Genomic DNA, 23,264 nt, shown 5'->3' with positions numbered 1-23,264 from the left:
CGCCCGGATGCGCGACCTGATCGAGGAGCCGGCCGGCGGCGCGGCGAGCGAGGGCGAGGCGGCCGAGGCCGCCGCCGCGTCCGTGCGTCCCGAACCCGCGTTGCCGGGCGGCATCGAGCTGCGTCACCGCGATTTCCTGACCGATGCGGCGAGCCTGCCGGATGCGTCGATCGACCTGATCGTCGCCGATCCGCCCTACGGGCTCGGCAAGGACTACGGCAACGACTCCGACAAGCTGCAGGGCGACGCCCACCTGGCGTGGACCCGGCAGTGGCTCGAGCTGGCGATCCCGAAGTTGAAGCCGAGCGGCTCGCTCTATGTGTTCTGCACCTGGCAGTACGCGCCGGAGATCTTCAGCTTCCTGAAGACGCGCCTGACGATGATCAACGAGATCATCTGGGACCGCCGCGTGCCGAGCATGGGCGGCACCACGCGCCGCTTCACCTCGGTGCACGACAACATCGGTTTTTTCGCGGTATCGAAAGGCTATTACTTCGATCTCGATCCGGTTCGCATCCCCTACGACGCCGAAACGAAGAAGGCGCGTTCGCGCAAGCTGTTCGAAGGCAGCAAGTGGCTCGAGATGGGCTACAACCCGAAGGACGTCTGGTCGGTCTCGCGCCTGCATCGGCAGCACGCGGAGCGAGTCGACCACCCGACCCAGAAACCGCTCGAGCTGGTCGAGCGGATGGTGCTGTCGAGCTGCCCGCCGGGCGGCGTGGTGCTGGACCCGTTCATGGGCAGCGGCACCACCGCCGTGGCCAGCGCGCGACACGGACGCCGCTTCATCGGCTACGAGATCAACGAGAGTTATTGCGCGATCGCGCGCGAGCGCGTCACCGCGCTCGCCGCGCCGGCCGATGCCTGAGCCCGAACGGGCCGCTCGCCGCCGATCGCGACCGAATCCAGGAAACGACATCATGTCCCGTATCCAGAACACCTTTGCAGCACTCGCCGCCCAGGGCCGTAAGGGCCTGATTCCCTTCCTCACGGCGGGCGACCCGGACCCGGCGAAAACCGTCGAATTCATGCACGCGCTGGCCGAAGGCGGGGCCGACGTGATCGAGCTCGGCGTGCCGTTCTCCGATCCGATGGCCGACGGCCCGGTGATCCAGCGTTCGTCCGAGCGCGCGCTGGCGCGCGGCGTGACGCTGCGGCACGTGCTGGACGACGTCAAGCGCTTCCGCGAGCGCGACGACCGCACCCCGGTGGTGCTGATGGGTTATGCCAACCCGATCGAGCGCATGGGCGCCGAGGCCTTCGCCGAGGCGGCCGCCGCGGCCGGCGTCGACGGCGTGCTGGTGGTCGACTACCCGCCCGAGGAAGCGGCCGGTTTCGCCGCCACGATGCGCGCCGCCGGCATCGACCCCATTTTCCTGCTGGCGCCCACCTCGACCGAGCAACGGATGGCCGAGGTGGGGCGGATCGCCAGCGGTTATGTCTATTACGTGTCGCTGAAAGGGGTGACAGGCGCCGGAAATCTGGATGTTTCCAGCATTGCGGGTAAAATCCCGGCCATCAAGTCGCGCGTGCCGGTTCCGGTCGGCGTCGGCTTCGGGATCCGCGACGCCGCCACGGCGCGCGCGGTGGCCGAAGTTTCCGACGCGGTCGTGATCGGCAGCCGCCTCGTGCAACTGCTCGAGGAAGCGGCGCCGGAAGCGGCGGTGGGCGTGCTCAAGGCCTTCATCGCCGAGATCCGCGCCGCGCTCGACGGCGAGACCAGGGCGGCCTGAGGCCGCCGCGCGACGTCACGCGACATACCGAGAAACACCGAATGCGGGCCGGAACGATCCGGCCCGCTCTGATGAGGGAAACCATACGATGAGCTGGCTCGACAAGCTGTTGCCGCCGAAGATCAAGCAGACCGACCCGAAGAGCCGCAAGGGCATCCCCGAGGGGCTGTGGGTCAAGTGCCCGTCTTGCGAGGCCGTGCTGTACCGCTCCGACGTCGAGGCGAACCTGCACGTGTGCCCGAAATGCGATCACCACATGCGCATCGGCGCGCGCGAGCGCCTGGACGCGCTGCTCGATCCGGAAGGCCGCTACGAGATCGGCCAGGAAATCGTGCCGGTCGACACGCTGAAGTTCAAGGACAGCCGCAAGTACCCGGATCGTCTCAAGGAAGCGATGGACGAAACCGGCGAAACCGACGCGATGGTGGTGATGGGCGGCGCGATCCGCACGCTGCCGGTGGTGGCGGCCTGCTTCGAATTCTCGTTCATGGGCGGCTCGATGGGCTCGGTGGTCGGCGAGCGCTTCGCGCGCGGCGCGCAGAACGCGCTCGAGCAGCACGTGCCCTTCATCTGCGTGACCGCCTCGGGCGGCGCGCGGATGCAGGAAAGCCTGCTGTCGCTGATGCAGATGGCCAAGACCACCGCGATGCTGACCAAGCTCGCGGAAGCCAAGCTGCCGTTCATCTCGGTGCTGACCGATCCGACCATGGGCGGCGTGTCGGCCAGCTTCGCCTTCCTCGGCGACGTGGTGATCGCCGAGCCGAAGGCACTGATCGGCTTCGCCGGCCCGCGCGTGATCGAGCAGACGGTGCGCGAGAAGCTGCCGGAAGGCTTCCAGCGCTCGGAATTCCTGCTGAAGTCGGGCGCGATCGACATGATCGTCGACCGTCGCAAGATGCGCGACGAGATCGCCCAACTGCTCGCGCTGCTGCAGCGCCAGCCGGCCGACGCGCTCGCCTGAAGTCACGCGCCCCGCGCGGCCCATGCCGACGCGTCGTCCGGCCCGGCCGGGCGGCGCGTTTTTCGTTTTTCAGCGTTCCTGCAGATTCGCAGTGGTACAGATGAGCACATTTCCTACTCTCGAGGCCTGGCTCTCGCACCTCGAAACCGCGCATCCGGTCGGTATCGACATGGGCCTGGCCCGCATCACCCTGGTCAAGGAGGCGCTCGGACTGAGCTTCTCGTGCCCGGTGATCACGGTCGGCGGCACCAACGGCAAGGGCTCGACCTGCGCGTTCCTCGAAACCATCCTGCTGAAGGCCGGTTATCGCGTCGGCTGCCACACCTCGCCGCACCTGATCGCCTTCAACGAGCGCGCGCGCCTGGGCGGCGAGAACGTGGCCGACGAACTGCTGCTGCCGCATTTCGAGGCGGTCGAGGCGGCGCGCCTGAGCCTGGCGCAGCCGGTCACGCTGACCTACTTCGAGTTCACCACGCTGGCGATCCTGCGCCTGTTCGCCGACAGCGGGCTCGACGCGGTGATCCTCGAGGTGGGCCTGGGCGGCCGGCTCGACGCGATGAACATCATCGACGCCGACTGCGCGATCGTCACCAGCATCGACATCGACCACACCGAATACCTGGGCGACACGCGCGAGAAGATCGGCTTCGAGAAGGCCGGCATCTTCCGCCCGGCTACGCCGGCGATCTGCGGCGATCCCTCGCCGCCGCAAACCCTGATCGACCATGCCGAGTCGATCGGCGCCGACCTGTGGCTGGTCGGTCGCGATTTCCGCTACGAGGCGCAGCCGGGCAACGAGCGCCAGCAGTGGAGCTACCTGGGCCGCGACAAGCGCTACCCGGCGCTGGCCTACCCGGCGCTGCGCGGCGCCAACCAGCTGATCAATGCCTCGGCGGCGCTGGCCGCGCTGGAGGCGCTGCGCTCGCGCCTGCCGGTGTCGGCCCAGGACATCCGCCTGGGCCTGGCCAACGTCGAGCTGGCGGGGCGCTTCCAGGTGCTGCCCGGCAAGCCCGCGATCGTCCTCGATGTTGCGCATAATCCGCACGCAGCGGCCGTTCTCGCGCAAAACCTCGGCAACATGGGTTTCTTTCCGTACACTTACGCGGTGTTCGGCGCGATGCGCGACAAGGACATCGCCGGCGTGCTCAAGCAGTTGAAGGGCGAGATCGATCACTGGTGCGTGACCGACCTGCCGCTGCCGCGTGCCGCGTCGGCCGAGACGCTCGAGACGGCGCTGCGCGAGGCAGGCGTCGAGGACGGCCCAGACAGCAGCGTCACGCATCACGCCACACCCGCGGACGCTTTTCGAGATGCCCTGAAACGGGCCTCGGAGAATGATAGAATCGTGGTCTTTGGTAGCTTTTATACGGTGGCCGGCGTGATGGCCTACCGTAAATCGCAGCAACACTGACGGGTAGTTCGGACCAGCCATACATGGGAATCTTCTCGTTCGGCAAGAAGAAAGACGACGACGCGCCGTCCCGGCGCGGGTCGAAATCCGGCTCCCGGGCCGTACGCAGCGAGCGAGTCGAGCGGCGCACCACGCGCCGCGCCGAGCGGCCCTCGGACGCGATGATGCTCGACCCGACCCTCCCCGAGAAACAACGCGCGCGTCGGCGCCTGGTCGGCGCGATCGCGTTGGTGGTGGCCGCGGTGATCGTGCTGCCGATGATCCTCGATTCGCATCCGAAGCCGGTCACCGACGACATCGCGATCGACATCCCGAACAAGCCTGCCCACGCGGCCCCCTCGCGCGACGAGGATCCGATCGACACGCAGGCCGGCGTCGCGCACGACGAGCCGCCCGCCTCGGGCGCGGCCGACGACACGCAGACGGCGCAATCCGCCACTTCCCCCGATTCCTCCGACAGCAAGGCCGACGTGGCACCGCCCAGGCCGGCTCAGCAACAGGCTGCCCAGCAAGCCTCGCAGCAGGCCGCGGCCAAGCCCGCCGTGCCCGCGCCCAAGCCCGCCGCTGCGGCGGCGCAGCCGCCCGCGCGCGCGGCCGCCGCGAACGGCGCCTCGCCCTCGCAGCCCGCCGGCGCGCGCTTCGCGGTCCAGCTGGGTTCGTTCCCGGACGAGGCCACCGCGCGCGGCTGGGCGGACAAGTTGAAAGCGGCGGGAGTGCCCGCATATGTCGAACATCGCAAGCAGGCCGACGGCAGCGCGACTACACTGCTGCGTGCGGGCCCGTTCGCCGACCGCGCGGCCGCCTCGGCCGCGATCGCGAAGGTGCGCGACGCGGGCCTGACCCAGTAAGCGCCGATGCTGACCGCGTTCGACTACGCCGTGCTGGCGGTGATCGGTCTGTCGGCCTTGCGCGGCGCGTGGCGCGGCTTCGTCTCCGAGATCTTCGGGCTGATCGGCTGGCTGGTGGCGTTTTTCGTGGCCTGCCGTTATGTCGGCGTCGTGCTGCCCTATATTCCGTCCACCTGGCCGGGCGGGGCGCTGACCCAGTGGGTGATCGCCTTCGGGGCGATCGTGATCGGCGTGGTGCTGGTCGCCGGCGTGGCCAATGCGCTGCTGTCGCGCCTGGCGCAGGCCACCGGCCTGGGCGGCGTGGACCGCTCGCTGGGGCTGCTGTTCGGGCTGCTGCGCGGCGTGCTGCTGGTCTTGCTGCTGGTGGCTGCGGCCGGGCTGACCGAACTGCCGAAACAGGATTTCTGGCGCAACGGGCTGTTGCGTCCCTTCGCCGAGCAGGGCGTGCGCGATCTGAAGCCGTTCCTGCCCGACGGGCTGGCTGCGTATATCCACATCTGATTGCGCAGCGGCCGAAACCGTTTTTGTATCCTTGAAGGACCATGCCATGTGCGGCATCGTAGGTTTTATCTCTCACTCCCCGGTCAACCAGCTCATCTATGACAGCCTGCTGCTGCTGCAGCATCGCGGCCAGGACGCAGCCGGCATCGTGACCGCGGACGGCAGCAACTTCCACATGTACAAGGCCAACGGCATGGTGCGCGACGTGTTCCGCACCCGCAACATGCGCAGCCTGCCGGGTACCGCGGGCATCGGCCAGGTGCGCTACCCGACGGCCGGCTCGGCCTCGAGCGAGGCCGAGGCGCAGCCGTTCTACGTCAACGCGCCGTTCGGCATCGTGCTCGCGCACAACGGCAACCTGACGAACATGGAACAGCTCAAGGACGAGATGTTCCGGATCGACCGCCGCCACATCAACACCAACTCCGACAGCGAAGTGCTGCTCAACGTGTTCGCGCACGAGCTGCAGCTCGCCACCACCGGCCTCGAGCTCGACCCGTCCGCGGTGTTCAAGGCCGTCTCGGGCGTGCATCGCCGCGCCCAGGGGTCGTACGCGATCGTCTCGCAGATCGCCGGCTACGGCATGGTCGCCTTCCGCGACCCGTTCGGCATCCGCCCGCTGTGCATCGGCAAGCAGGAAACCGAGCAGGGCGTCGAATGGATGCTGGCTTCCGAATCGGTGGCGGTGGAAGGCATCGGCTTCGAGTTCGTGCGCGACGTGGCGCCGGGCGAGGCGATCTTCATCGGCCAGGACGGCAGCTTCCACAGCCAGCAGTGCGCCGAGAACCCGAGCCTGAACCCCTGCATGTTCGAGTGGGTCTATCTCGCGCGTCCCGATTCCTGCCTCGACGGCGTGCCGGTCTACAACGTGCGCCTGCGCATGGGCGACTACCTCGCCGAGAAGATCAAGCGCGAGCTCAAGGACGTCAAGATCGACGTGGTGATGCCGATTCCCGATTCCTCGCGCCCGGCCGCCATGCAGGTGGCCAACAAGCTCGGCGTGGAGTATCGCGAGGGCTTCTTCAAGAACCGCTACGTCGGCCGCACCTTCATCATGCCGGGGCAGGCGGTGCGCAAGAAGTCGGTGCGCCAGAAGCTCAATGCCATGAGCATCGAGTTCAAGGACAAGAACGTGCTGATCGTCGACGACTCCATCGTGCGCGGCACCACCTCGCACGAGATCGTCCAGATGGCGCGCGATGCCGGCGCGAAGTCGGTGATCTTCGCCTCGGCCGCGCCGCCGGTGAAGTTCCCGAACGTCTACGGGATCGACATGCCGACGCGCAACGAGCTGGTCGCGCACGGCCGCTCGGACGAAGAGGTGGCCAAGATCATCGGCGCCGACTACCTGATCTACCAGGACGTCGACGACCTGCGCCGCGCGGTGCGCGACATCAACCCGGAGATCCACAATTTCGAGGCGTCCTGCTTCGACGGCAACTACATCACCGGCAACGTCAGCGCCGAGTACCTCGATTCGCTGGAGCGCGCGCGCCTGGCGCCCGCCTCGCAGCTCGACCGGGACCAGAACGGCGAGTCCTCGCGCTCGCAGATGAACCTGCAGCTGTCGGTCGAATGAGCGCCGGCGTGCATCGTTTCGCGCTCGCGTGTTACGATGCGCCTTGCGTCGATTTGATTCAGCTTGCGGACGTGGGGCAATCGCCCCGAAACAGCTAAAGCGAAGGCCGGCACCGCCGGCTGGAGTCCAGGCTGTGGTACCGCACTGAAGCCCGCTGATGCCGACGCGTCGCGGGCTTTTTCGTTGGCCTTGCGGCCTTCAGTGGCGCGCCCCTGACGCGGCGCGCAGGAACCCGGATAAATCAGACATGGACGACTCTCTCAGCCTCGAAACCCTCGCGGTGCGCGCGGGCACGCTGCGCAGCGAATACAACGAACATTCGGAAGCGCTGTTCCTGACCTCCAGCTTCTGCTTCACGAGCGCCCAGGACGCTGCCACGCGCTTCGCGAACTCCGAGGACAACTACACGTATTCGCGCTTCACCAACCCCACCGTGACGATGTTCCAGGATCGCCTGGCGGCGCTGGAGGGCGGCGAGGCCTGCATCGCGACGGCTTCGGGGATGGCGGCGATCATGTCGGTGGTGATGTCGGCGCTGCAGGCGGGCGACCACTTGGTCAGCTCGCGCAGCCTGTTCGGCTCGACGCTGGGCATGTTCTCGCAGATCTTCAGCAAGTTCGGCATCACGACCACCTTCGTCGATCCGACCGACCTGAACGCCTGGCGCGAGGCGGTGCGTCCCGAAACCAAGATGTTCTTCCTCGAGACGCCCTCGAACCCGCTCACCGAGCTGGCCGACATCGCCGCGATCGCGACCGTCGCCAAGGAGGCGAAGGCGCTGTTCGTGGTCGACAACTGTTTCTGCAGCCCGGCGCTGCAGCAGCCGCTCAAGCTCGGTGCCGACGTGGTGATGCACTCGGCCACCAAGTTCCTCGACGGCCAGGGCCGCGTGCTGGGCGGCGCGCTGGTGGGCTCGAAGGAATTCATCACGGGCAAGGTGTTCCCGTTCGTGCGCAGCGCCGGGCCGACGCTGTCGGCCTTCAACGCCTGGGTGCTGCTCAAGGGCATGGAAACGCTGTCGCTGCGCGTCGAGCGGCAATCGGCGAACGCGCTGGAGATCGCGCGCTGGCTGGAGCAGCATCCGGCCGTCAAGCGCGTGTTCTACCCCGGGCTGGCGTCGCATCCGCAGTACGAGATCGCCAAGCGCCAGCAGAAGGCGGGCGGGGCGGTGGTCTCGTTCGAGCTCAAGGGGGACACGCCGGAAGCTCAGCGTGCCAATGCCTGGCGCGTGATCGACAATACCCGCGTGGCGTCGATCACGGCCAACCTGGGCGATACGCGCACCACCATCACCCACCCGGCCACCACCACGCACTCGCGCATCACGCCCGAGGCGCGCGCGGCGGCGGGGATTTCCGAAGGCCTGATCCGGCTCGCGGTCGGGCTGGAGAGCGCCGAGGACCTGCGTCGCGACCTGGCGCGCGGGCTGGATAGCTGAGCGAACCGGGCGTGATCGAATCGAGCGGGGCCGGCGCGTAAGCCCGGCCCCGTTTCTCATGGTCTCGCCGGGCCGCGGGTCAGGCCGAGGCCGCGCCCTCGGCGGCGCGCGCCGCCTTCATCATCCAGCGCAGCGTTTCCTCCAGCGGCGTGACCGGCAGTTCGCCGATGCGCTCGCGCAGCTTCGCGCGCGAACCCTTCAGGATCTTCACCTCGTTGCCGCGCACGAAGCGCGGATCCACCGTCACGTCGATCACGTAGCCGGCGATGCGCGCCAGCATCGCCAGCACTTCCTTGAGCGAACAGGCGCGTTCCGAGCAGACATTGAAGGTCTCGCCGATCGGCGCGGCCTCGACCAGCCGCACATAGGCGGCGGCCACGTCGCGCACGTCGGAGAAATCGCGGCTGACGTCGAGATTGCCGAGCGAGATACGCGGCGCATGGCTCGCGTAATGGGCCACCAGCTTGGGCAGCAGGAAGTTCTCGCGCTGGCCCACGCCGGTGTAGTTGAAGGGCCGCGCGATCACGATCGGCAGGCGTTCCGACCACAGCCGCGCCGCGTATTCCATCGCCAGCTTGCTGACGGCGTAGTCGTTGGCGGGATCGGGCGGCACGCTCTCGTCGATCGATTCGACGCGTGCGTTGCCGTAGATGTTCGCGCTGCTCGCCAGCAGCACGCAGCGCGGCCTGGCGTCGAGCGTATCGAGCGCGGCCAGCAGGTTGCGCGTGCCGACCACGTTGACCAGGTAGAGATCGCTCGGGTCGTTGTCGGCCACGTGCGCCAGCGCGGCGAGATGGATCACCGCGTCGGGCCGCGCCTCGGCCACCGCCTCGCGCAGCGCGTCGGGATCGAGCAGGTCGGCCTGCAGCAGCCTGGCGCGTGCCAGAGCCGGGTCGGCGGGCGGCGCGGCTTCGGGCGAGACCGTGCCCCAAACCTCGTAGCCGGCCGCCTCCAGCGCCTCGGCCACGTAGCGGCCGGTGAAGCCGGCCAGGCCGGTGACGAGCGCGCGGCGGCGGCCCGGTGAATCAGAAGGTGTCATGGTGTTGGTTACGCGTGATGTCGGCCTCCACCATCATATTGCACAACTGCTCGAGCGTCGTTTGCGGCTGCCAGCCCAGCTTCTCCTTCGCCTTGTCGGCGCAGCCGATCAGCAGGTCCACCTCGGCCGGCCGGTAGAAGCGCGGATTGATCTGCACCAGCACCTTGCCGGTGGCGGCGTCGAGCCCGCGTTCCTGCTCGTCCTTGCCGGTCCATTCGAGCTGGTAGCCGGCCGCGGCGAAGGCCATCCGCACGAAGTCGCGAACCGTCTCGGTGCGATTGGTGGCCAGCACGAAGGTATCGGGCTCGTCGGCCTGCAGCATGCGCCACATGCCTTCCACGTATTCCTGGGCGAAGCCCCAGTCGCGTTTCGCGTCGAGATTGCCGAGTTCGAGACGCGGCGCCTTGCCGAGCTTGATCTTGGCGACCGTGTCGGTGATCTTGCGCGTGACGAACTCGCGGCCGCGCAGCGGCGATTCGTGGTTGAACAGGATGCCGCTGGAGCCGAACAGGCCATAGGACTCGCGGTAGTTGACCGTCATCCAGTGCGCGTAGAGCTTGGCCACGCCATAGGGGCTGCGCGGATAGAAGGGCGTTGACTCGACTTGCGGGATCGCCTGCACCTTGCCGAACATCTCCGAGGTCGAGGCCTGGTAGAAGCGCGTCTTCGGGCTGACGATGCGGATCGCCTCGAGCAGGTTCAGCGCGCCGATGCCGGTGACCTCGGCGGTGGTGATCGGCTGGTCGAAAGATACGCCGACGAAGCTCTGCGCGGCCAGGTTGTACAGCTCGTCCGGACGCGTGCGTTCGAGCAGGCGCAGGGTCGAGCCGAGATCGGTCAGGTCGTGCTCGGCCAGGCTCAGGTTCGGGTGCTGTTCGACCCCGAGTTCGGCGATGCGCCAGAAGTTGGTGGAACTGGTGCGCCGATAGGTGCCGGTCACGCGATAGCCCTTGTCGAGCAGCAGTTTCGTCAGATAGGCGCCGTCCTGGCCGGTGATACCCGTGACGATGGCGGTACGTGCTTGGCTCATGAATGTTTCCGGAATGAACTAGTGAAGGGAGTCAGGCGGTCGGGCGCGGCGCCGCGACGATCACCGGCCGCGTGGGACCGCGCGTGAGCCGCCGTTCGAACGCGAACCAGGTGAAGCTGGCGTAGGCGAGCGTGATCGCGAGCGCGAGCACGGCCGTCAGGTAGCGGTTCAGGTGCCAGGGCCAGAGCGCATAGAGCACGCTGAGGTGGACCAGGTAGACCGTGTAGCTGATGGTGCCCACATAGACCAGCACCGGATGCGTCAGCACGCGCTGCACCAGGCCGCGGCCGCGCAGCGCGATCACCACGATCGAGGTGCAGAGCAGCAGCGAGATGCTGTAGAGGGCGGCATTCGAGAGCGGCGTATTGGCGGCGCGAAAACGCGGGTTGGACAGATGCAGCCAGGCCAGCAGCGCCAGCGCGATGCAGGCGCCGGCCACCGCCAGGCCGGTATAGGGCTCGAGCGCGCGGCGGTCGCGGCGCAGCAGCACGGCCAGCAGCGCGCCGGCCGCCAGCAGGTCCATGCGGAATGGCGTGAGGTAGTAGATCGGCCAGAACGAATCGAACCAGGGCGTGGCGATCGCTCGCAGCAGCGGCGCGGCGACCACCAGGGCGGCGGCCACCCAGGCCAGCGCCCGCTCGGGACACAGCAGCACCACGAAGGGCCAGAAGATGTAGAACTGCTCCTCCACGGCCAGCGACCACAGCACGTTGAGGCTCTCGTGGCCGATGCTGCCGAGCGACAAGCCGATATTGGTCGAGAAGAACGCGTACCAGGGCCAGTGCGCGAGCCAGCCGGCGCCGAACAACAGGGTGGAGACCACCAGCAGCAGCGCGTAGGGCGGCAGGATGCGGCGCGCGCGGCGCACGTAGAAATGGCGGAACAGCGGCAGCCCGCGCGCCTTGCGGTCGAGCAGGATGCCGGTGATCAGCAGACCGCTCAGCACGAAGAACAGGTCCACGCCCATCCAGAGCGGCGCCTTGAGCGCATGCTGCAGGAACACGGCCATCACGGCGATGGCGCGCAGGCCGTCGAGCTGGACGATACGGCCGGAATGGGGCGAGGGCGCGGAAGCGGGAGTGTCGATCGTCATCGTGTCCGGAAGGGCGAGCCTGACGGCGCCTGCGCCGGCTCTCCATGTGCCGCGGCCGGAGCGCCGAAACGCGCAAGCTTTCCGTCGGTAAAAGTTTGCGGGTCGATTCGAGCCGAATTCTAGGGAAAAGAAATCGGCAAAAAATCCATCGAGCCATTGCGGATGGCTGAACGATTTTTTTGTGGAATGGATCCCTGCATCATCCGGTACTGCTGAATAAAACAGCGGCGCGCCTTCCGATCCCCGGTGCAGCGGGCTGCGTGCCCGGTACATGTTACGACGCGATGCACGAATGCCCGGTCGATCTTGCCGCGCCGCATCGATATCGACTCGTAAATACCGAATCCCGACGCGACCGATGAGAGATTGAAACATTTACGGCGCCGCGGAAATTATTCGGATTTTCTTGTGATTATTTTCGCTTGTAACCTGCGTCGCACCGTACCTGCGGGCAGGCCTGACGCGGTGCCGCATCCAGGTGCATGGCGGTGCTCGGCAGGCGCCGCGCCGGGCATTTCACCTGATGCGCGCCACCCCCTCCCCGCGGGCACGGAAGCGCCGTTCATCACCGCCCGCCAGCCCATTCCGGAGAGCCGCATTGCGACGTCCGCTACTGATCGTCCTCGCCGTCCTGATTTCCTTCGTCTGCCTGCCCGGCCGCGCGCCGGCCGAAACCGTGCTCGATGCCACCACCTCGTGGATCGGCAATACCTATGGTTACGGCGACGGCAGCTGGACGCAGATCGATATCCGCGCGATCGCCGTGACGCCGCAAGGCAAGGTCTATACGAACGCGCCCTGGGACGAGAGCGGCGCCGAGGCCAGCGTCTACCAGGACGGCAAGATGCTCGGCTTCGCGGGCGGCACGCACGGCTGGGGCAATGCCGGCGGCAGCGCGATCGCCGTCAACGATCGCTATGCCTATGTGGCGATCGGCGTGGGCAACGAGAAGGGGCGGCTGGTGAGCCCCGGCATCTGGCCGGAGAAGGGACGCCAATGGTGGGGCATCTCGCGCCGCGCGATCGGCGACATGCGCCAGCCCGCGCCGTTCCGCGCGGCCACCGCGGGCGACTCGCGCGCGAAGATGGCGGCCAGTTTCCTGAAGGTCAACGACGTGCCGACCGGCACGCGCGACGAGGTGGGCGGCCTGGCGGCCTCGATGAAGCGGCTCTACGCCACCGATCCGAATCACGACAGCGTGGATGTCTACGACGCCGAGACGATGGACAAGCTGTCCTCGTTCAGCGCCCCCGAGCCGGGCCGCATCGCGCTGGCCGCCGACGGCACGCTGTGGCTGCTCTCCAAGACGCTGACGGGCCCGGCGAAGCTGCTGCACGTGCGCGCCGACGGCCGCCCGATCGACGACGCGCCGGCTCTGCCGGCCGACAGCGAGGCGGTGGACGTGGCCGTCGACGCGAAATCGCGCGTGCTGGTGGCCGACAACGGCCCGCGCCAGCAGATCCTGATCTACGCGAAGCAGGGCGACAAATACGTGCCGGCCACGCCGCTGGGCGAGCGCGGCGGGATCTTCTCCGGCGTGGCGGGCCGTCCCGGCCCAGGCCGCTTCAACGGCCTGACCGGCGTCGGCGCCGATCGCGACGGCAACATCTATGTGTCGATGAATGGCATCGGCCCGAAGCAGGGAACCATCGGCGCCGGGCTCGGCGCCACGCTGGCCAGCTACGACGGCGGCGGCAAGCTGCGCTGGCAGGTCGACGGCCTGCTGTTCGTCGACGGCGCGAGCATCGATCCGGCTCGCCCGAACAGCGTCTACACCGGCAACAAGCGCTTCGAACTCGATTTCTCGAAGCCGGCCGGGCACGAATGGAAATACGCGGGTTTCCTGTCGAACCGCTTCAAGTACCCCGACGATCCGGTCTTCAACACCGACCAGTGGCCGGGCCTGCCCACCGCGCGACGCCTGGACGGTCACACCTTCCTGTACCTGACCGACATGTACGCCGATCACCTGAAGATCTACCGCTTCGACGCGAAGCGCGACGGCGAGACGGCGATTCCCTCGGGCTTGTTCGCGGGCCGCGCGCGCGGCGTCGACAAGATCCCGAACCGGCCGCCGGGCGGCGACTGGATCTGGCGCGACCTGAACGGCAACGGCCATTTCGAGGACGGCGAATTCACGCTGAACACCAGCGGAAAAGCCAAGCCCGGCGGCTGGGGCTGGTGGGTCGATACCAACGGCGACATCTGGCGCGCCAGCGACAAGCGCGGCATCTTCCGCTTCCGCTACGGCGGCCTCGACAAGGTCGGCAACCCGATCTACTCCTACGACAAGCTCACCGCCTACCCGGTGCCCGAGCCCTTCACCGAGCTGCGCCGCGCGATCTACGATCCGGCCGGCGACACGCTCTACGTGACCGGCTACACCGCCGATGCGCAGCCCAAGCCCGGCATCAACAAGGAGGTGGGGCGCGTGCTGGTGCGCTACGACAAGTGGTCGAGCGGCACGCCCGTCAAGCGCTACCAGGTCGAACTGCCCTGGGCGCCCGATGCCAAGCCGATCCTGAACCTGATCAGCCTGACCGTGGAAGGCCGCTACCTGTTCGGCGTCGAGCCGGTCGGCATCGTGCACGTCTACGACAAGGACACCGGCCGCGAGCTCGGCGTGATCAAGCCGGGGCCGGAAGTGGGGCGCGCCTCGGGCTGGGTCGACGTGCCGTTCGGGATCAGCGCGCATCGCCGCGACAACGGCGAGTACCTGGTCTTCGTGGAGGAGGACGCGCGCGGCAAGGTGATGATGTATCGGTGGACGCCGCGATGAGGGAGGCACACGAGGCAATGATGGCGATCGAGCAAGTCGAGCGGAACGGGCGGGACCTACCGGGGCGGCGGCATGGATAAGCGCATGCTGAGGAACGTCGCGGTGAACTTCGTCGGGCTGATCCTGCCGACCTTCGTGTCGCTGGTGACGGTGCCGGCCTACATCCACGCGCTCGGCGTCGATCGCTACGGCGTGGTGAGCCTGGTGTGGACGCTGATCGGCTATTTCGGGATCCTCGACCTGGGCATGAGCATGGCTGCCCAGAACCAGATCTCCAAGGCGCTCGCCAGCGGCGACCCCGAGCAATGCGAGCGCGTGTTCTGGAGCGCCTGCTGGCTCAATCTCGGCACCGGCATCGTGGGCGGCCTGCTGATCTATTTCGGTGCCTTCATCTACACGGCTTACTTCACCAAGGTGTCGCCGGCGCTGCAGCACGAGGTCTACCAGGCGCTGCCGTGGCTGGCCTGCGCGATCCCGATCGCCAACGTGTCCTGGGTGTTCTCGGGCGCGATCAACGGCGCCGAGCGCTTCGGCATCTACAACGCCAACCAGACCTTCGGCACCTTCCTGTTCCAGTTGCTGCCGCTCGGCGCGGCCTGGCTGATCGCGCCGAACCTGCAGTCGGTGCTGGCCGCCGCGGTGCTGGCGCGCCTCGTGGCGGCGCTGCTGCTGGGCCGCGCCAGCCTGCGCGTGCTGAACATCCGGCGCGTGGCGCCGCCGCGCTGGCAGACCGCGAAGGAACTGTTCACCTTCGGCGGCTGGATGCTGATCGCCAGCACCGCCAGCATGGTGGCCGATTCGCTCGACCGGGTGCTGCTCGGCGCCCATCTCGGCGCGCGCTACGTGACCTACTACACGGTGCCGCAGAACCTCGTCACGCGCCTGAACATGCTGCCCAACGCGGTGGTGCGTACGCTGTTCCCGCGCCTGTCGGCGATCGATCGCGACCATGCCGACAAGCTGGTGCGCCAGTCGCTGGAATTCCTCAACGGCGTGTTCACGCCGATCATGATCGTGGCGATCTTCGCGCTGCAGCCCTTCCTCGACCTGTGGGTGGGACCCGAGCTGGCGCTGCAGTCCGCGCCGGTGGGCCGGGTGCTGGTGATCGGCATCTGGCTGGTCGGCCAGGCCAGCGTGGTGCGGATCCTGATCCAGTCGCAGGTCAATCCGGCGCGCGCCGGGCTGGCCGGCGTGATCCAGCTGCCGTTCTTCGTGGCGGCGCTCTGGTTCGGCGTCGCGCACTTCGGCCTGATCGGCGCGGCGGTGGTGGTGGCCGCGCGCGCGCTGGTCGACTACGGCGTGCTGCTGATGCTGTCCTCGGTGCGGCGCCGCCCGATCCTGCTCGACATGGCGGCCCACCTGGCCTTCCTGCTCGCCAGCCTGGCGCTGGCCTGGACCGGCCCGACGCTGCTGGAAGCCATCGCGCTCTGCGCACTCGTGGCCGCGCTGAACATGGCGTGGTCGCTCTTGACGACGCCCGGCCTGCGCGCGCTCGCGCGCGGTGCGATCGGGCGACTGATTCCCGGGAAAAGCGTATGAAAGGCGAACTCGTAGAACGCTCGGCGGCTTCCTTCGCGCGCCAGCTCCAGCCGGCCGCGGCCGCCGCCGGCAGGCAGCTCGGCAAGCCCGCGGGCCGGCCGCTGCGCGTGGCCATCATCCACGACTGGCTGGTCACCTATGCCGGCGCCGAGCGCGTGCTGGAGCAGATCATCGCCTGCTTCCCCGACGCGGACCTGTTCAGCCTGGTCGACTTCCTCGACGACCGCGGCTTCCTGCACGGCCGGCCGGTCACCACCTCCTTCATCCAGAAGCTGCCGTTCGCGCGCACCAAGTACCGCAGCTACCTGCCGCTGATGCCGCTGGCGATCGAGCAGCTCGATGTATCCGCCTACGACCTGGTGATCTCCAGCAGCCACGCGGTGGCCAAGGGCGTGCTGACCGGGCCGGACCAGATCCACGTCAGCTACGTGCATTCGCCGATCCGCTATGCCTGGGACCTGCAGCACCAGTACCTGGAGCAGTCGCAGCTCACGCGCGGCCCGAAGTCGATGATGGCGCGGCTGATCCTGCACTACATCCGCAACTGGGACATCCGCACCTCGAACTCGGTCGACGGCTTCATCGCCAATTCGGCCTTCATCGCGCGGCGCATCCGCAAGGTCTACCAGCGCGACGCGGCGGTGGTGTTCCCGCCGGTCGACGTCGACGGTTTCGCGCTGTCGACCGACAAGGAGGACTTCTACGTGACGGCCTCGCGGATGGTGCCGTACAAGAAGATCGACCTGATCGCCGAGGCCTTCTCGCGCATGCCGGGGCGCCGCCTGGTGGTGATCGGCGACGGCCCCGACATGGCCAAGGTGCGCGCCAAGGCCGGCCCGAACGTCGAGGTGCTGGGCTACCAGCCGTTCTCGGTGCTGCAGGACCACATGCGGCGCGCCAAGGCCTTCGTGTTCGCGGCCGAGGAGGATTTCGGCATCTCGGTGGTCGAGGCGCAGGCCTGCGGCACGCCGGTGATCGCCTATGGCAAGGGCGGCGCGCTCGAGACGGTGCGCGACGGCGCCGTCGATGCGACGCCCACCGGCTTGTTCTTCGAGGAGCAGAGCGTGCCGGCGATCGTGGCCGCGGTGGATGCCTTCGAGGCCGATCCCGCGCGGTTCCGGCCCGAGGTCTGCCGCGCCAATGCCGAACGTTTCGCGACCCAGCATTTCCGGCGCCGCCTGGTCGAGCAGATCGAGAGCCTGCTGCCCGATGCCCAGGCCCGCGCGCGGGCCGGTGCCCGCGAGGCGGGCACCGCGGCGGCCAGCCAGGTGCGCGCGCTGGTGCTGGACCAGAGCGGCGTGCTCGGCGGCGCCGAGCTGTCCCTGCTCGAATTCGTCACGCACTGGCGCGGCAGCGCCAGCGTGCTGCTGTTCGACGACGGCCCGTTCCAGGCCGCGCTGGCCGAGGCCGGCGTCGAGGTCGAGGTGCTGAAGTCGCGCGGGCTCGACGGCGTGCGCAAGCAGGGCGGCGCCTCGCTGCGCGCCGTGGGCGGCCTGCTCTCGCTGGTGCGCGAGGTGGTGCGCCGCGCGCGCGAGGTCGACGTGATCTATGCCAATACGCAGCGCGCCATGGTGGTTGGCGCGCTGGCCGGGCGCATCGCGCGCAAGCCGGTGGTCTGGCACCTGCGCGACATCGTCAGCCGCGAGCATTTCGGCGCCAAGCAGTTGTTCGCGATCCGCCGCTGCGCGCGCCTCGGGCTCACGCGCGTGATCGCCAATTCGAATGCCTCCGCGCAGGCCTACCTGGCCCTCACGGGCGGCGAGCAGGAATCGGTCGACGTGGTGTTCAACGGCATCGACGCGGCGCCCTTCGTGGCGCTCGACGCGCTGCCGCAGGCGGTCCTGCGCGCGCGGCTGGGCTTGCCGGAACGGGCCTGGATCGTCGGCTCGTTCAGCCGCCTGGCGCGCTGGAAGGGGCAGCACCTGCTGCTCGACGCGGCGATGCGCGATCCGGACCTGCACGTGGTGCTGGTTGGCGCGCCGTTGTTCGGCGAGGACGAATACGCGGCCGAACTGCAGGACCTGGTGGCGCAGCGCGGGTTGGGCGACCGTGTCACCTTCGCCGGCTTCCAGCGCGATATCGCCAGCTGGATGAAGGCGGTCGACGTGGTCGCGCATACCTCGATCACGCCCGAGCCGTTCGGGCGCGTGATCGTCGAGGGGATGCTGGCGCGGCGCCCGGTGGTGGCCGCGCGGGCCGGCGGCGTGATCGAGATCATCGACGATGGTGTCAACGGCCTGCTTTGCGAGCCCGGCGAGGCGCCGTCGTTGTCCGCCGCGCTGAGCTCGCTGCGCCACGATCGCGCGCGGCGCGAGGCGCTGGTGGCCAATGGCTTCGAGACGGCGGTGCGCCGTTTCGGTACCGCGGGCTATGTGGAGGCGGTGGAGCGGATCCTGGTCGAGGTCGCGCGCAAGAAGCGCTGAGCCCGGCGCGCGAGCCTGACGCTGGCGTGCCCGCCTGCCCGGCGCCGGCCCGCCGGGTTCAGGGCTTCAGGGTGCCAGCAGGCGCGCCGTCAGGAAGGCCATCACGCGCTGCTGCGCGTCGGCGCGCGCTTCCGGGTCGGTGCCCTCGATCGGCACCACGCCGTCGCGGGTGCGGAAGGCCGGCACCTCGTGCACCGGCATGTCCGGCCAGTCGAAGTCGTGATAGGCGTTCGGGTAGGCCTGCAGGCTGACCTCGGTGCCCTCGGCGAGCGAATTCATCAGCGCCTGGCAGGGCGCCAGCGGGGTCCACACGTCCCGCGCGCCGATCAGCGCCAGCAGCGGCACCGGGCTGGCCCAGCTGCCGCCTTGCCGCTTCATGTTGCAACTGGCCGGATAGAAGGCCACGGCCGCGCGGAAATCGCCGTCGGGCAGGCTCGCGGGCCGCGCCGGGCTGGTGGCGCGGATCGTGTTGAGCAGGGTGCCGCCGCCTTGCGACCAGCCCATCACGCCGACCCGGTCGGCGCGCACCTCGGGCAGCGCCTGCAGGTAGCGCAGCGCCGCGTAGGCGTCATAGGCCCGCGCGCGGTAGATCGCGGCCACGAAATGCGCCGGCGCGCACATCTCGCCGTGATCGCGCGAACCCAGGCTGTCCACCATCAGCACCGTGATGCCGGCGTCGTTCAGGCGCCGCGCCCATTCGCGCTCGCGCGATTCGATCCGTCCCGCGCGGTTGTAGAGGCCCCCGCAGCCGTGCAGGAACACCATGGCCGGGTGGCGGACCTCGCCGGGCGCGGGAAACAGGTAGGCGCTCAGCGAGGTCGCCGGCGGACCGTCCAGCGACGGGAAGTGCACGGCCTGTTGTTGGGCCTGGGCCGCCGTGGCCGCGCAACAGAGCAGCCAGGCCAGGCAGCGCGCCATGGGCAATCGCATCGGGTGTCTCCTCGCTGGATCGGAATCCTTCCAGGGGACAACGCCGGGCAGGTGCGGGCGGTTGACTCGCGCCGGCGCGTGCCGGACGGATCGCGGCTGGCGACGGGCCGCCCGCGATGTGCGCCGAGCCGGGGCGTGCCCTGCCGTGCCGAGCGCGCATCGCCGCGCGGCCGCGCCCGGCAGGGGCGCGGGGCCTGGGCAGGCCGGCGTGGGATGTCGTGGGGCCGGCGCATCGTCGAGTCCGGCCGTTGGCTCAGGCCGCGGCCGCCGGCGCCGTGGCGGGCGCCGTCTTCGGCGCGGGCTTGAGGCTGGCCGACCAGCGCATCGCGGGCCGCTCGACGGCGCGGTAGAACAGCCAGGCCAGCGGGATCGCCGCGGCGAGGAACAGGAACGACGGCCAGATCGCGGTCTGCAGTTGCGAGCGGTACAGCAGCGAGCCGAGGCAGACGAACAGCGGCAGATGGATCAGGTAGAGCGAGTAGCTGAATTCGCCGAACCAGGCGAAGCCGCGCACCAGCGCGTTCGACGGCGCCGGCCGCGCGATCGCGGCATACAGGTAGCAGGCGAAGCCGAGCGACCAGAGCTGGAACGCGCCGTACTGGCCGAAGTGGAAGGCCGCGCAGCCGAGCGCGATGCCGGACGCGCCCGCCAGGTACCAGCCGCGCGAGGGCAGGCGGTTCGCGCCGCGGCCCGCGCGCAGCTCGGCGATCAGCGCGCCGAGCGTCCAGGACAGCCAGTAGGAGGTGAACACCTGGATGTCGTGGCGCTCGAACAGCCAGGCCGACGCCAGGTTGACGATGGCGACCGCGGCCACCAGCGGCATGATGCCGATCCGCTTGCGCAGCGCGAACCAGAGCGGGTAGACGGCATAGAACTGCACCTCGAGCGAGAGCGTCCAGAGCGCGCCGTTCGAGCCGTAGGTCTGCCCGGCGATGCCCTGCAGCGACAGCAGGTTGACCAGGAAGGCCTGCCAGCCGATCTCGCGGATCTTGTGGCTGACCGGCGTGAACTGCAGGCTCACCAGGTCCAGCGCGAGCGTGAGCAGCAGCGCAGCGAGCAGCACCGGGTAGATGCGCGCGAAGCGGCGCGCCCAGAAGTTGGCGACGTCGAGCCGGGTGCCGGGCGCGGCCGCCAGCTTCAGCGCGATATTGCGGTGGATGCAGTAGCCGCTGATCACGAAGAAGATCGGCACGCCGGCCGAGCCCCAGGCGAACGGAAAGGTCAGGTAGGCGGCCAGCGCGTTCGGATCGAGCGCGTGGCCGTGGGCGCGATGGAAGGCCTGCATGCCGATCCAGACGATCTGACGGCAATGGAAATAGGCCACCAGCAGCGCAGCGAAGCCGCGCAGGGCGTCGATCAACGCGTCCTTGTTGTCGGGAGCGGCGGGCCGCGCGAGCGTCGGCGCGCTGGGAGCATTCATGCGTCGGTTTCCTTGGCCTGAAATAGCGAACGATGCGCGGCGGGCGAACGGCCGTTCGCCCTTTGGCGCACCCTGATCCTAAGGCGTGAGAAATCGAACGATGAACGAAAAAAAACCGCATGAAATTGCAACAAGACGTTTCGCTGCCCGCGCCGTTCCAGGTGGCGAAATCCGCCCAATTATTTGCCGATTTTTTTCTGATAGTTTGGGTTCGGGTCGAAACAGATGAGGGATTTCAAGATGGATATCAACTGGATCGCAAGCGGCGCGGTACTGCTGGTCATGGTCGTGTTGTCGGCCTATCGCGACGCCTTGAAGAACGAACCGATCAGCCGCTTCGGATTCGAGCGCGGCGACGCGGCATTGACGGAGGAGTTCGAATGATCGGCCGCGCGCGCGGTGCCTCGCTCGCGGCCGGCCTGGTCCGGCCCCGCGCGGCCCGCCCCTAGCGCCGCGCAAGCGGGGCGGCGCACTGCATCGCGCCGCCGGCCGCTCCGGCACGCCCTGGCGTGACCGGCCATGCCGTTTCATCGGGCCGCGCGTTGTGCGGCCGTCACTTTCTCCGGGATTTCATCACCATGCTCAAAGTCAAGAAGGCCGTGTTCCCCGTCGCCGGGCTCGGCACGCGGTTCCTGCCGGCCACCAAGGCCAGCCCGAAGGAGATGCTGCCTGTCGTCGACAAGCCGCTGATCCAGTACGCGGTCGAGGAGGCCATCAAGGCCGGCATCACCGAGATGATCTTCGTGACGGGGCGCAGCAAGCGCGCCATCGAGGATCACTTCGACAAGTCCTACGAGATCGAGGCCGAGCTCGAGGCGCGCGGCAAGGACAAGCTGCTCGAACTGGTGCGCGGCATCAAGCCGTCCAACGTCGACTGCTACTACGTGCGCCAGCCGGAGGCGCTGGGCCTGGGCCACGCGGTGCTGTGCGCCGAGAAGCTGGTGCACGGCGAGCCGTTCGCGGTGATCCTCGCCGACGACCTGCTGCACGGCGAGCAGCCGGTGCTGCGCCAGCTGGTGGACGTGTTCAACCACTATCACAGCTCGGTGATCGGCGTCGAAACCATCGCGCGCGAGGACAGCCGCTCCTATGGCGTGGTCGAGGGCCGCGAATGGGAGGAGGACGTGATCAAACTGTCGGGCATCGTCGAGAAGCCGGCGCCCGAGAGCGCGCCGTCCAATCTCGGCGTGGTGGGCCGCTACGTGTTCATGCCGAGCATCTTCGATCACCTGCGCCGCATCAAGCCGGGCGCCGGCGGCGAACTGCAGCTGACCGACGCGGTGCAGTCGCTGCTGACCGAGGAGCAGGTGCTGGCCTATCGCTACTTCGGCACCCGCTTCGATTGCGGCAGCAAGATCGGCTACCTGAAGGCCACCGTCGAGCTCGCGCTCGAGCATCCCGAGGTGCGCCGCGAATTCGAGGCCTATCTGCGCTCCTGCCTGCCGGTGCTCCAGCAGGTGGCCTGAGCGAAAGCCGCTTCACCGATCGTCCATGTGGTGGTTGTTCCGTTCGCCCCGGCATCGCGCCGGGGCTTTTTTGTTTGCGCGAGCCGTTGTTTAGTTGGCGCGCTGGCGGCGGCGTTGCCGCTCGAATGGCGTTTGCCGCCGGTAAACAAGGGGTTTTCGACGCGGCGTGCGGAGATGTTTCGCATCGTCGAAGGTCCGGCGCGGCGCAGCGCGTCGCACATAATTCGAGCCGCGCCGCCCTGGTTTCGCGAGTCGACCGGGCCGCCATCGGGCTAGCCAGTCAGCGGCGAGCAACAAAACCTGCCGAAAACCCGCAGATTCCGCATAAAAGTGCTGCACGAAGCGTCGCGCCGCTTGTAGAATCCGGCCTTGAAGCATGCACGTCGTGTGCTTCGAATCCAACGACCACACCTGGTAGGAGAAACATGGCGACTTCCGCAAAAAAGGTGGCCAAGAAGGCTGCCGCACCGGCCAAGAAAGTGGCTGCCAAACCTGCAGCGCCCGCGAAGAAAGTAGTGGCCAAGAAGGCTGCCGCGAAGGTGCCGGCCGCTCCGACGCCGATCAAGGACAGCTTCACCAAGGCATCGCTGGCGACGCACATCGCCGAGCGCGCTGAAGTCGAGCTGAAGACGGTCAAGACCGTGCTCGCGACGCTGGAAAACGTGATCCTCGGTTCGATCCACAAGAAGGGTGCGGGCGAGTTCACGCTGCCGGGTCTGCTGAAGATCTCGGCCCAAGCCGTGGCAGCGAAGAAGAAGCGCTTCGGCAAGGATCCGTTCACGGGCGAAGAGCGCTGGTTCCCGGCCAAGCCGGCGAGCGTGCGCGTCAAGGCACGTGCGCTGAAGAAGCTGAAGGACGCAGCAGCATAAGGGAATTGCAGGACGCCCGGGTCGTTCCGGAACGTCGAGGCAGCCCAAAAAGATCCCCGTGTGCGAAGAGCGCGCGGGGATTTTTTTATCCGCGCGCGGCGTGGAGGTCGTGGGACAAGTGGCTCGGGCCGCGCGAAGCGTGCCGGCGGCGATCGATCCGACAGGGCGCCGGGGGCTCGCCGCCGCCAGGGCAGACAGCCCCGTG

Annotated in this window: 20 protein-coding genes; 14 read left to right on the top strand and 6 right to left on the bottom strand. The window is 68.4% G+C overall.

Translation table 11 applies throughout. The features are described 5' to 3' along the window. The first annotated feature begins 7 nt into the window (after positions 1-7). The 8 genes from BM43_RS08160 to BM43_RS08125 all read left to right on the top strand — a co-directional run bounded on the left by BM43_RS08160 (position 8) and on the right by BM43_RS08125 (position 8,471). Positions 8-868: a DNA-methyltransferase gene (locus BM43_RS08160; protein ID WP_013690577.1), complete on the top strand. Its 861-nt coding sequence runs from the start codon at positions 8-10 to the stop codon at positions 866-868. A gap of 52 nt (positions 869-920) precedes the next feature. Further along, on the top strand, positions 921-1,733 hold the full coding sequence (gene trpA, locus BM43_RS08155; RefSeq protein ID WP_036055918.1) for a tryptophan synthase subunit alpha: 813 nt from the start codon (positions 921-923) through the stop codon (positions 1,731-1,733). An 88-nt stretch (positions 1,734-1,821) separates the two neighbouring features. After that, positions 1,822-2,694, top strand: a complete 873-nt coding sequence (gene accD, locus BM43_RS08150) for an acetyl-CoA carboxylase, carboxyltransferase subunit beta (RefSeq protein ID WP_013690575.1) — start codon at positions 1,822-1,824, stop codon at positions 2,692-2,694. 100 nt (positions 2,695-2,794) lie between these two features. Continuing rightward, positions 2,795-4,105, top strand: coding sequence for a bifunctional tetrahydrofolate synthase/dihydrofolate synthase (gene folC, locus BM43_RS08145; RefSeq protein WP_036055919.1), 1,311 nt, complete (start codon positions 2,795-2,797; stop codon positions 4,103-4,105). A 23-nt stretch (positions 4,106-4,128) separates the two neighbouring features. Continuing rightward, positions 4,129-4,953: an SPOR domain-containing protein gene (locus BM43_RS08140; protein WP_036055920.1), complete on the top strand. Its 825-nt coding sequence runs from the start codon at positions 4,129-4,131 to the stop codon at positions 4,951-4,953. A gap of 6 nt (positions 4,954-4,959) precedes the next feature. After that, complete coding sequence (locus BM43_RS08135; protein ID WP_013690572.1) at positions 4,960-5,454, top strand: CvpA family protein; 495 nt, start codon at positions 4,960-4,962, stop codon at positions 5,452-5,454. A gap of 46 nt (positions 5,455-5,500) precedes the next feature. Continuing rightward, positions 5,501-7,033, top strand: coding sequence for an amidophosphoribosyltransferase (gene purF, locus BM43_RS08130; RefSeq protein ID WP_013690571.1), 1,533 nt, complete (start codon positions 5,501-5,503; stop codon positions 7,031-7,033). A 247-nt stretch (positions 7,034-7,280) separates the two neighbouring features. Further along, positions 7,281-8,471, top strand: coding sequence for an O-succinylhomoserine sulfhydrylase (locus BM43_RS08125; RefSeq protein ID WP_036055921.1), 1,191 nt, complete (start codon positions 7,281-7,283; stop codon positions 8,469-8,471). A 79-nt stretch (positions 8,472-8,550) separates the two neighbouring features. On the opposite strand, the gene BM43_RS08120 is transcribed toward BM43_RS08125, so the two are convergent. The 4 genes from BM43_RS08120 to BM43_RS40255 all read right to left on the bottom strand — a co-directional run bounded on the left by BM43_RS08120 (position 8,551) and on the right by BM43_RS40255 (position 11,953). Beyond that, positions 8,551-9,510, bottom strand: a complete 960-nt coding sequence (locus tag BM43_RS08120) for an NAD-dependent epimerase/dehydratase family protein (protein ID WP_042286145.1) — start codon at positions 9,508-9,510, stop codon at positions 8,551-8,553. Beyond that, positions 9,497-10,540, bottom strand: a complete 1,044-nt coding sequence (gmd, locus tag BM43_RS08115) for a GDP-mannose 4,6-dehydratase (RefSeq protein ID WP_036055923.1) — start codon at positions 10,538-10,540, stop codon at positions 9,497-9,499. The genes BM43_RS08120 and gmd overlap by 14 nt, the downstream gene beginning before the upstream one ends. A 31-nt stretch (positions 10,541-10,571) precedes the next feature. Continuing rightward, positions 10,572-11,633, bottom strand: coding sequence for an acyltransferase family protein (locus BM43_RS08110; RefSeq protein WP_036055924.1), 1,062 nt, complete (start codon positions 11,631-11,633; stop codon positions 10,572-10,574). 119 nt (positions 11,634-11,752) lie between these two features. Next, positions 11,753-11,953, bottom strand: a complete 201-nt coding sequence (locus BM43_RS40255; protein ID WP_144417638.1) for a hypothetical protein — start codon at positions 11,951-11,953, stop codon at positions 11,753-11,755. A 278-nt stretch (positions 11,954-12,231) separates the two neighbouring features. Here BM43_RS40255 and BM43_RS08105 point away from each other — a divergent pair, with 278 nt between their 5' ends. The 3 genes from BM43_RS08105 to BM43_RS08095 all read left to right on the top strand — a co-directional run bounded on the left by BM43_RS08105 (position 12,232) and on the right by BM43_RS08095 (position 18,374). Beyond that, on the top strand, positions 12,232-14,412 hold the full coding sequence (locus tag BM43_RS08105; protein WP_042286146.1) for an NHL repeat-containing protein: 2,181 nt from the start codon (positions 12,232-12,234) through the stop codon (positions 14,410-14,412). Positions 14,413-14,484: 72 nt separating this feature from the next. Then, on the top strand, positions 14,485-15,951 hold the full coding sequence (locus tag BM43_RS08100; protein WP_017920158.1) for an oligosaccharide flippase family protein: 1,467 nt from the start codon (positions 14,485-14,487) through the stop codon (positions 15,949-15,951). Continuing rightward, a complete protein-coding gene (locus BM43_RS08095; protein WP_036055925.1) occupies positions 15,948-18,374 on the top strand; it encodes a glycosyltransferase family 4 protein in 2,427 nt (808 codons plus the stop codon). Before BM43_RS08100 ends, BM43_RS08095 begins: the two co-directional genes overlap by 4 nt. Before the next feature lie 66 nt (positions 18,375-18,440). On the opposite strand, the gene BM43_RS08090 is transcribed toward BM43_RS08095, so the two are convergent. Continuing rightward, positions 18,441-19,304, bottom strand: a complete 864-nt coding sequence (locus BM43_RS08090; protein ID WP_088555542.1) for a dienelactone hydrolase family protein — start codon at positions 19,302-19,304, stop codon at positions 18,441-18,443. A 253-nt stretch (positions 19,305-19,557) separates the two neighbouring features. Continuing rightward, a complete protein-coding gene (locus tag BM43_RS08085) occupies positions 19,558-20,724 on the bottom strand; it encodes an acyltransferase family protein (RefSeq protein WP_036055927.1) in 1,167 nt (388 codons plus the stop codon). 240 nt (positions 20,725-20,964) lie between these two features. On the opposite strand from BM43_RS08085, the gene BM43_RS41600 reads away from it, so the two are divergent. From BM43_RS41600 to BM43_RS08075, 3 genes are all read left to right on the top strand, one after another. Further along, positions 20,965-21,108: a hypothetical protein gene (locus tag BM43_RS41600; RefSeq protein ID WP_013690561.1), complete on the top strand. Its 144-nt coding sequence runs from the start codon at positions 20,965-20,967 to the stop codon at positions 21,106-21,108. 194 nt (positions 21,109-21,302) lie between these two features. Further along, on the top strand, positions 21,303-22,190 hold the full coding sequence (gene galU, locus BM43_RS08080) for a UTP--glucose-1-phosphate uridylyltransferase GalU (protein ID WP_013690560.1): 888 nt from the start codon (positions 21,303-21,305) through the stop codon (positions 22,188-22,190). A 425-nt stretch (positions 22,191-22,615) separates the two neighbouring features. Next, complete coding sequence (locus BM43_RS08075) at positions 22,616-23,059, top strand: HU family DNA-binding protein (protein WP_036055928.1); 444 nt, start codon at positions 22,616-22,618, stop codon at positions 23,057-23,059. Positions 23,060-23,264 lie beyond the last annotated feature (205 nt).

Source organism: Burkholderia gladioli, assembly GCF_000959725.1.
Lineage (GTDB): Bacteria > Pseudomonadota > Gammaproteobacteria > Burkholderiales > Burkholderiaceae > Burkholderia > Burkholderia gladioli.
Note: the sequence above shows the minus strand (reverse complement) of the source record. Positions and strands in the feature narration are given on the sequence as shown.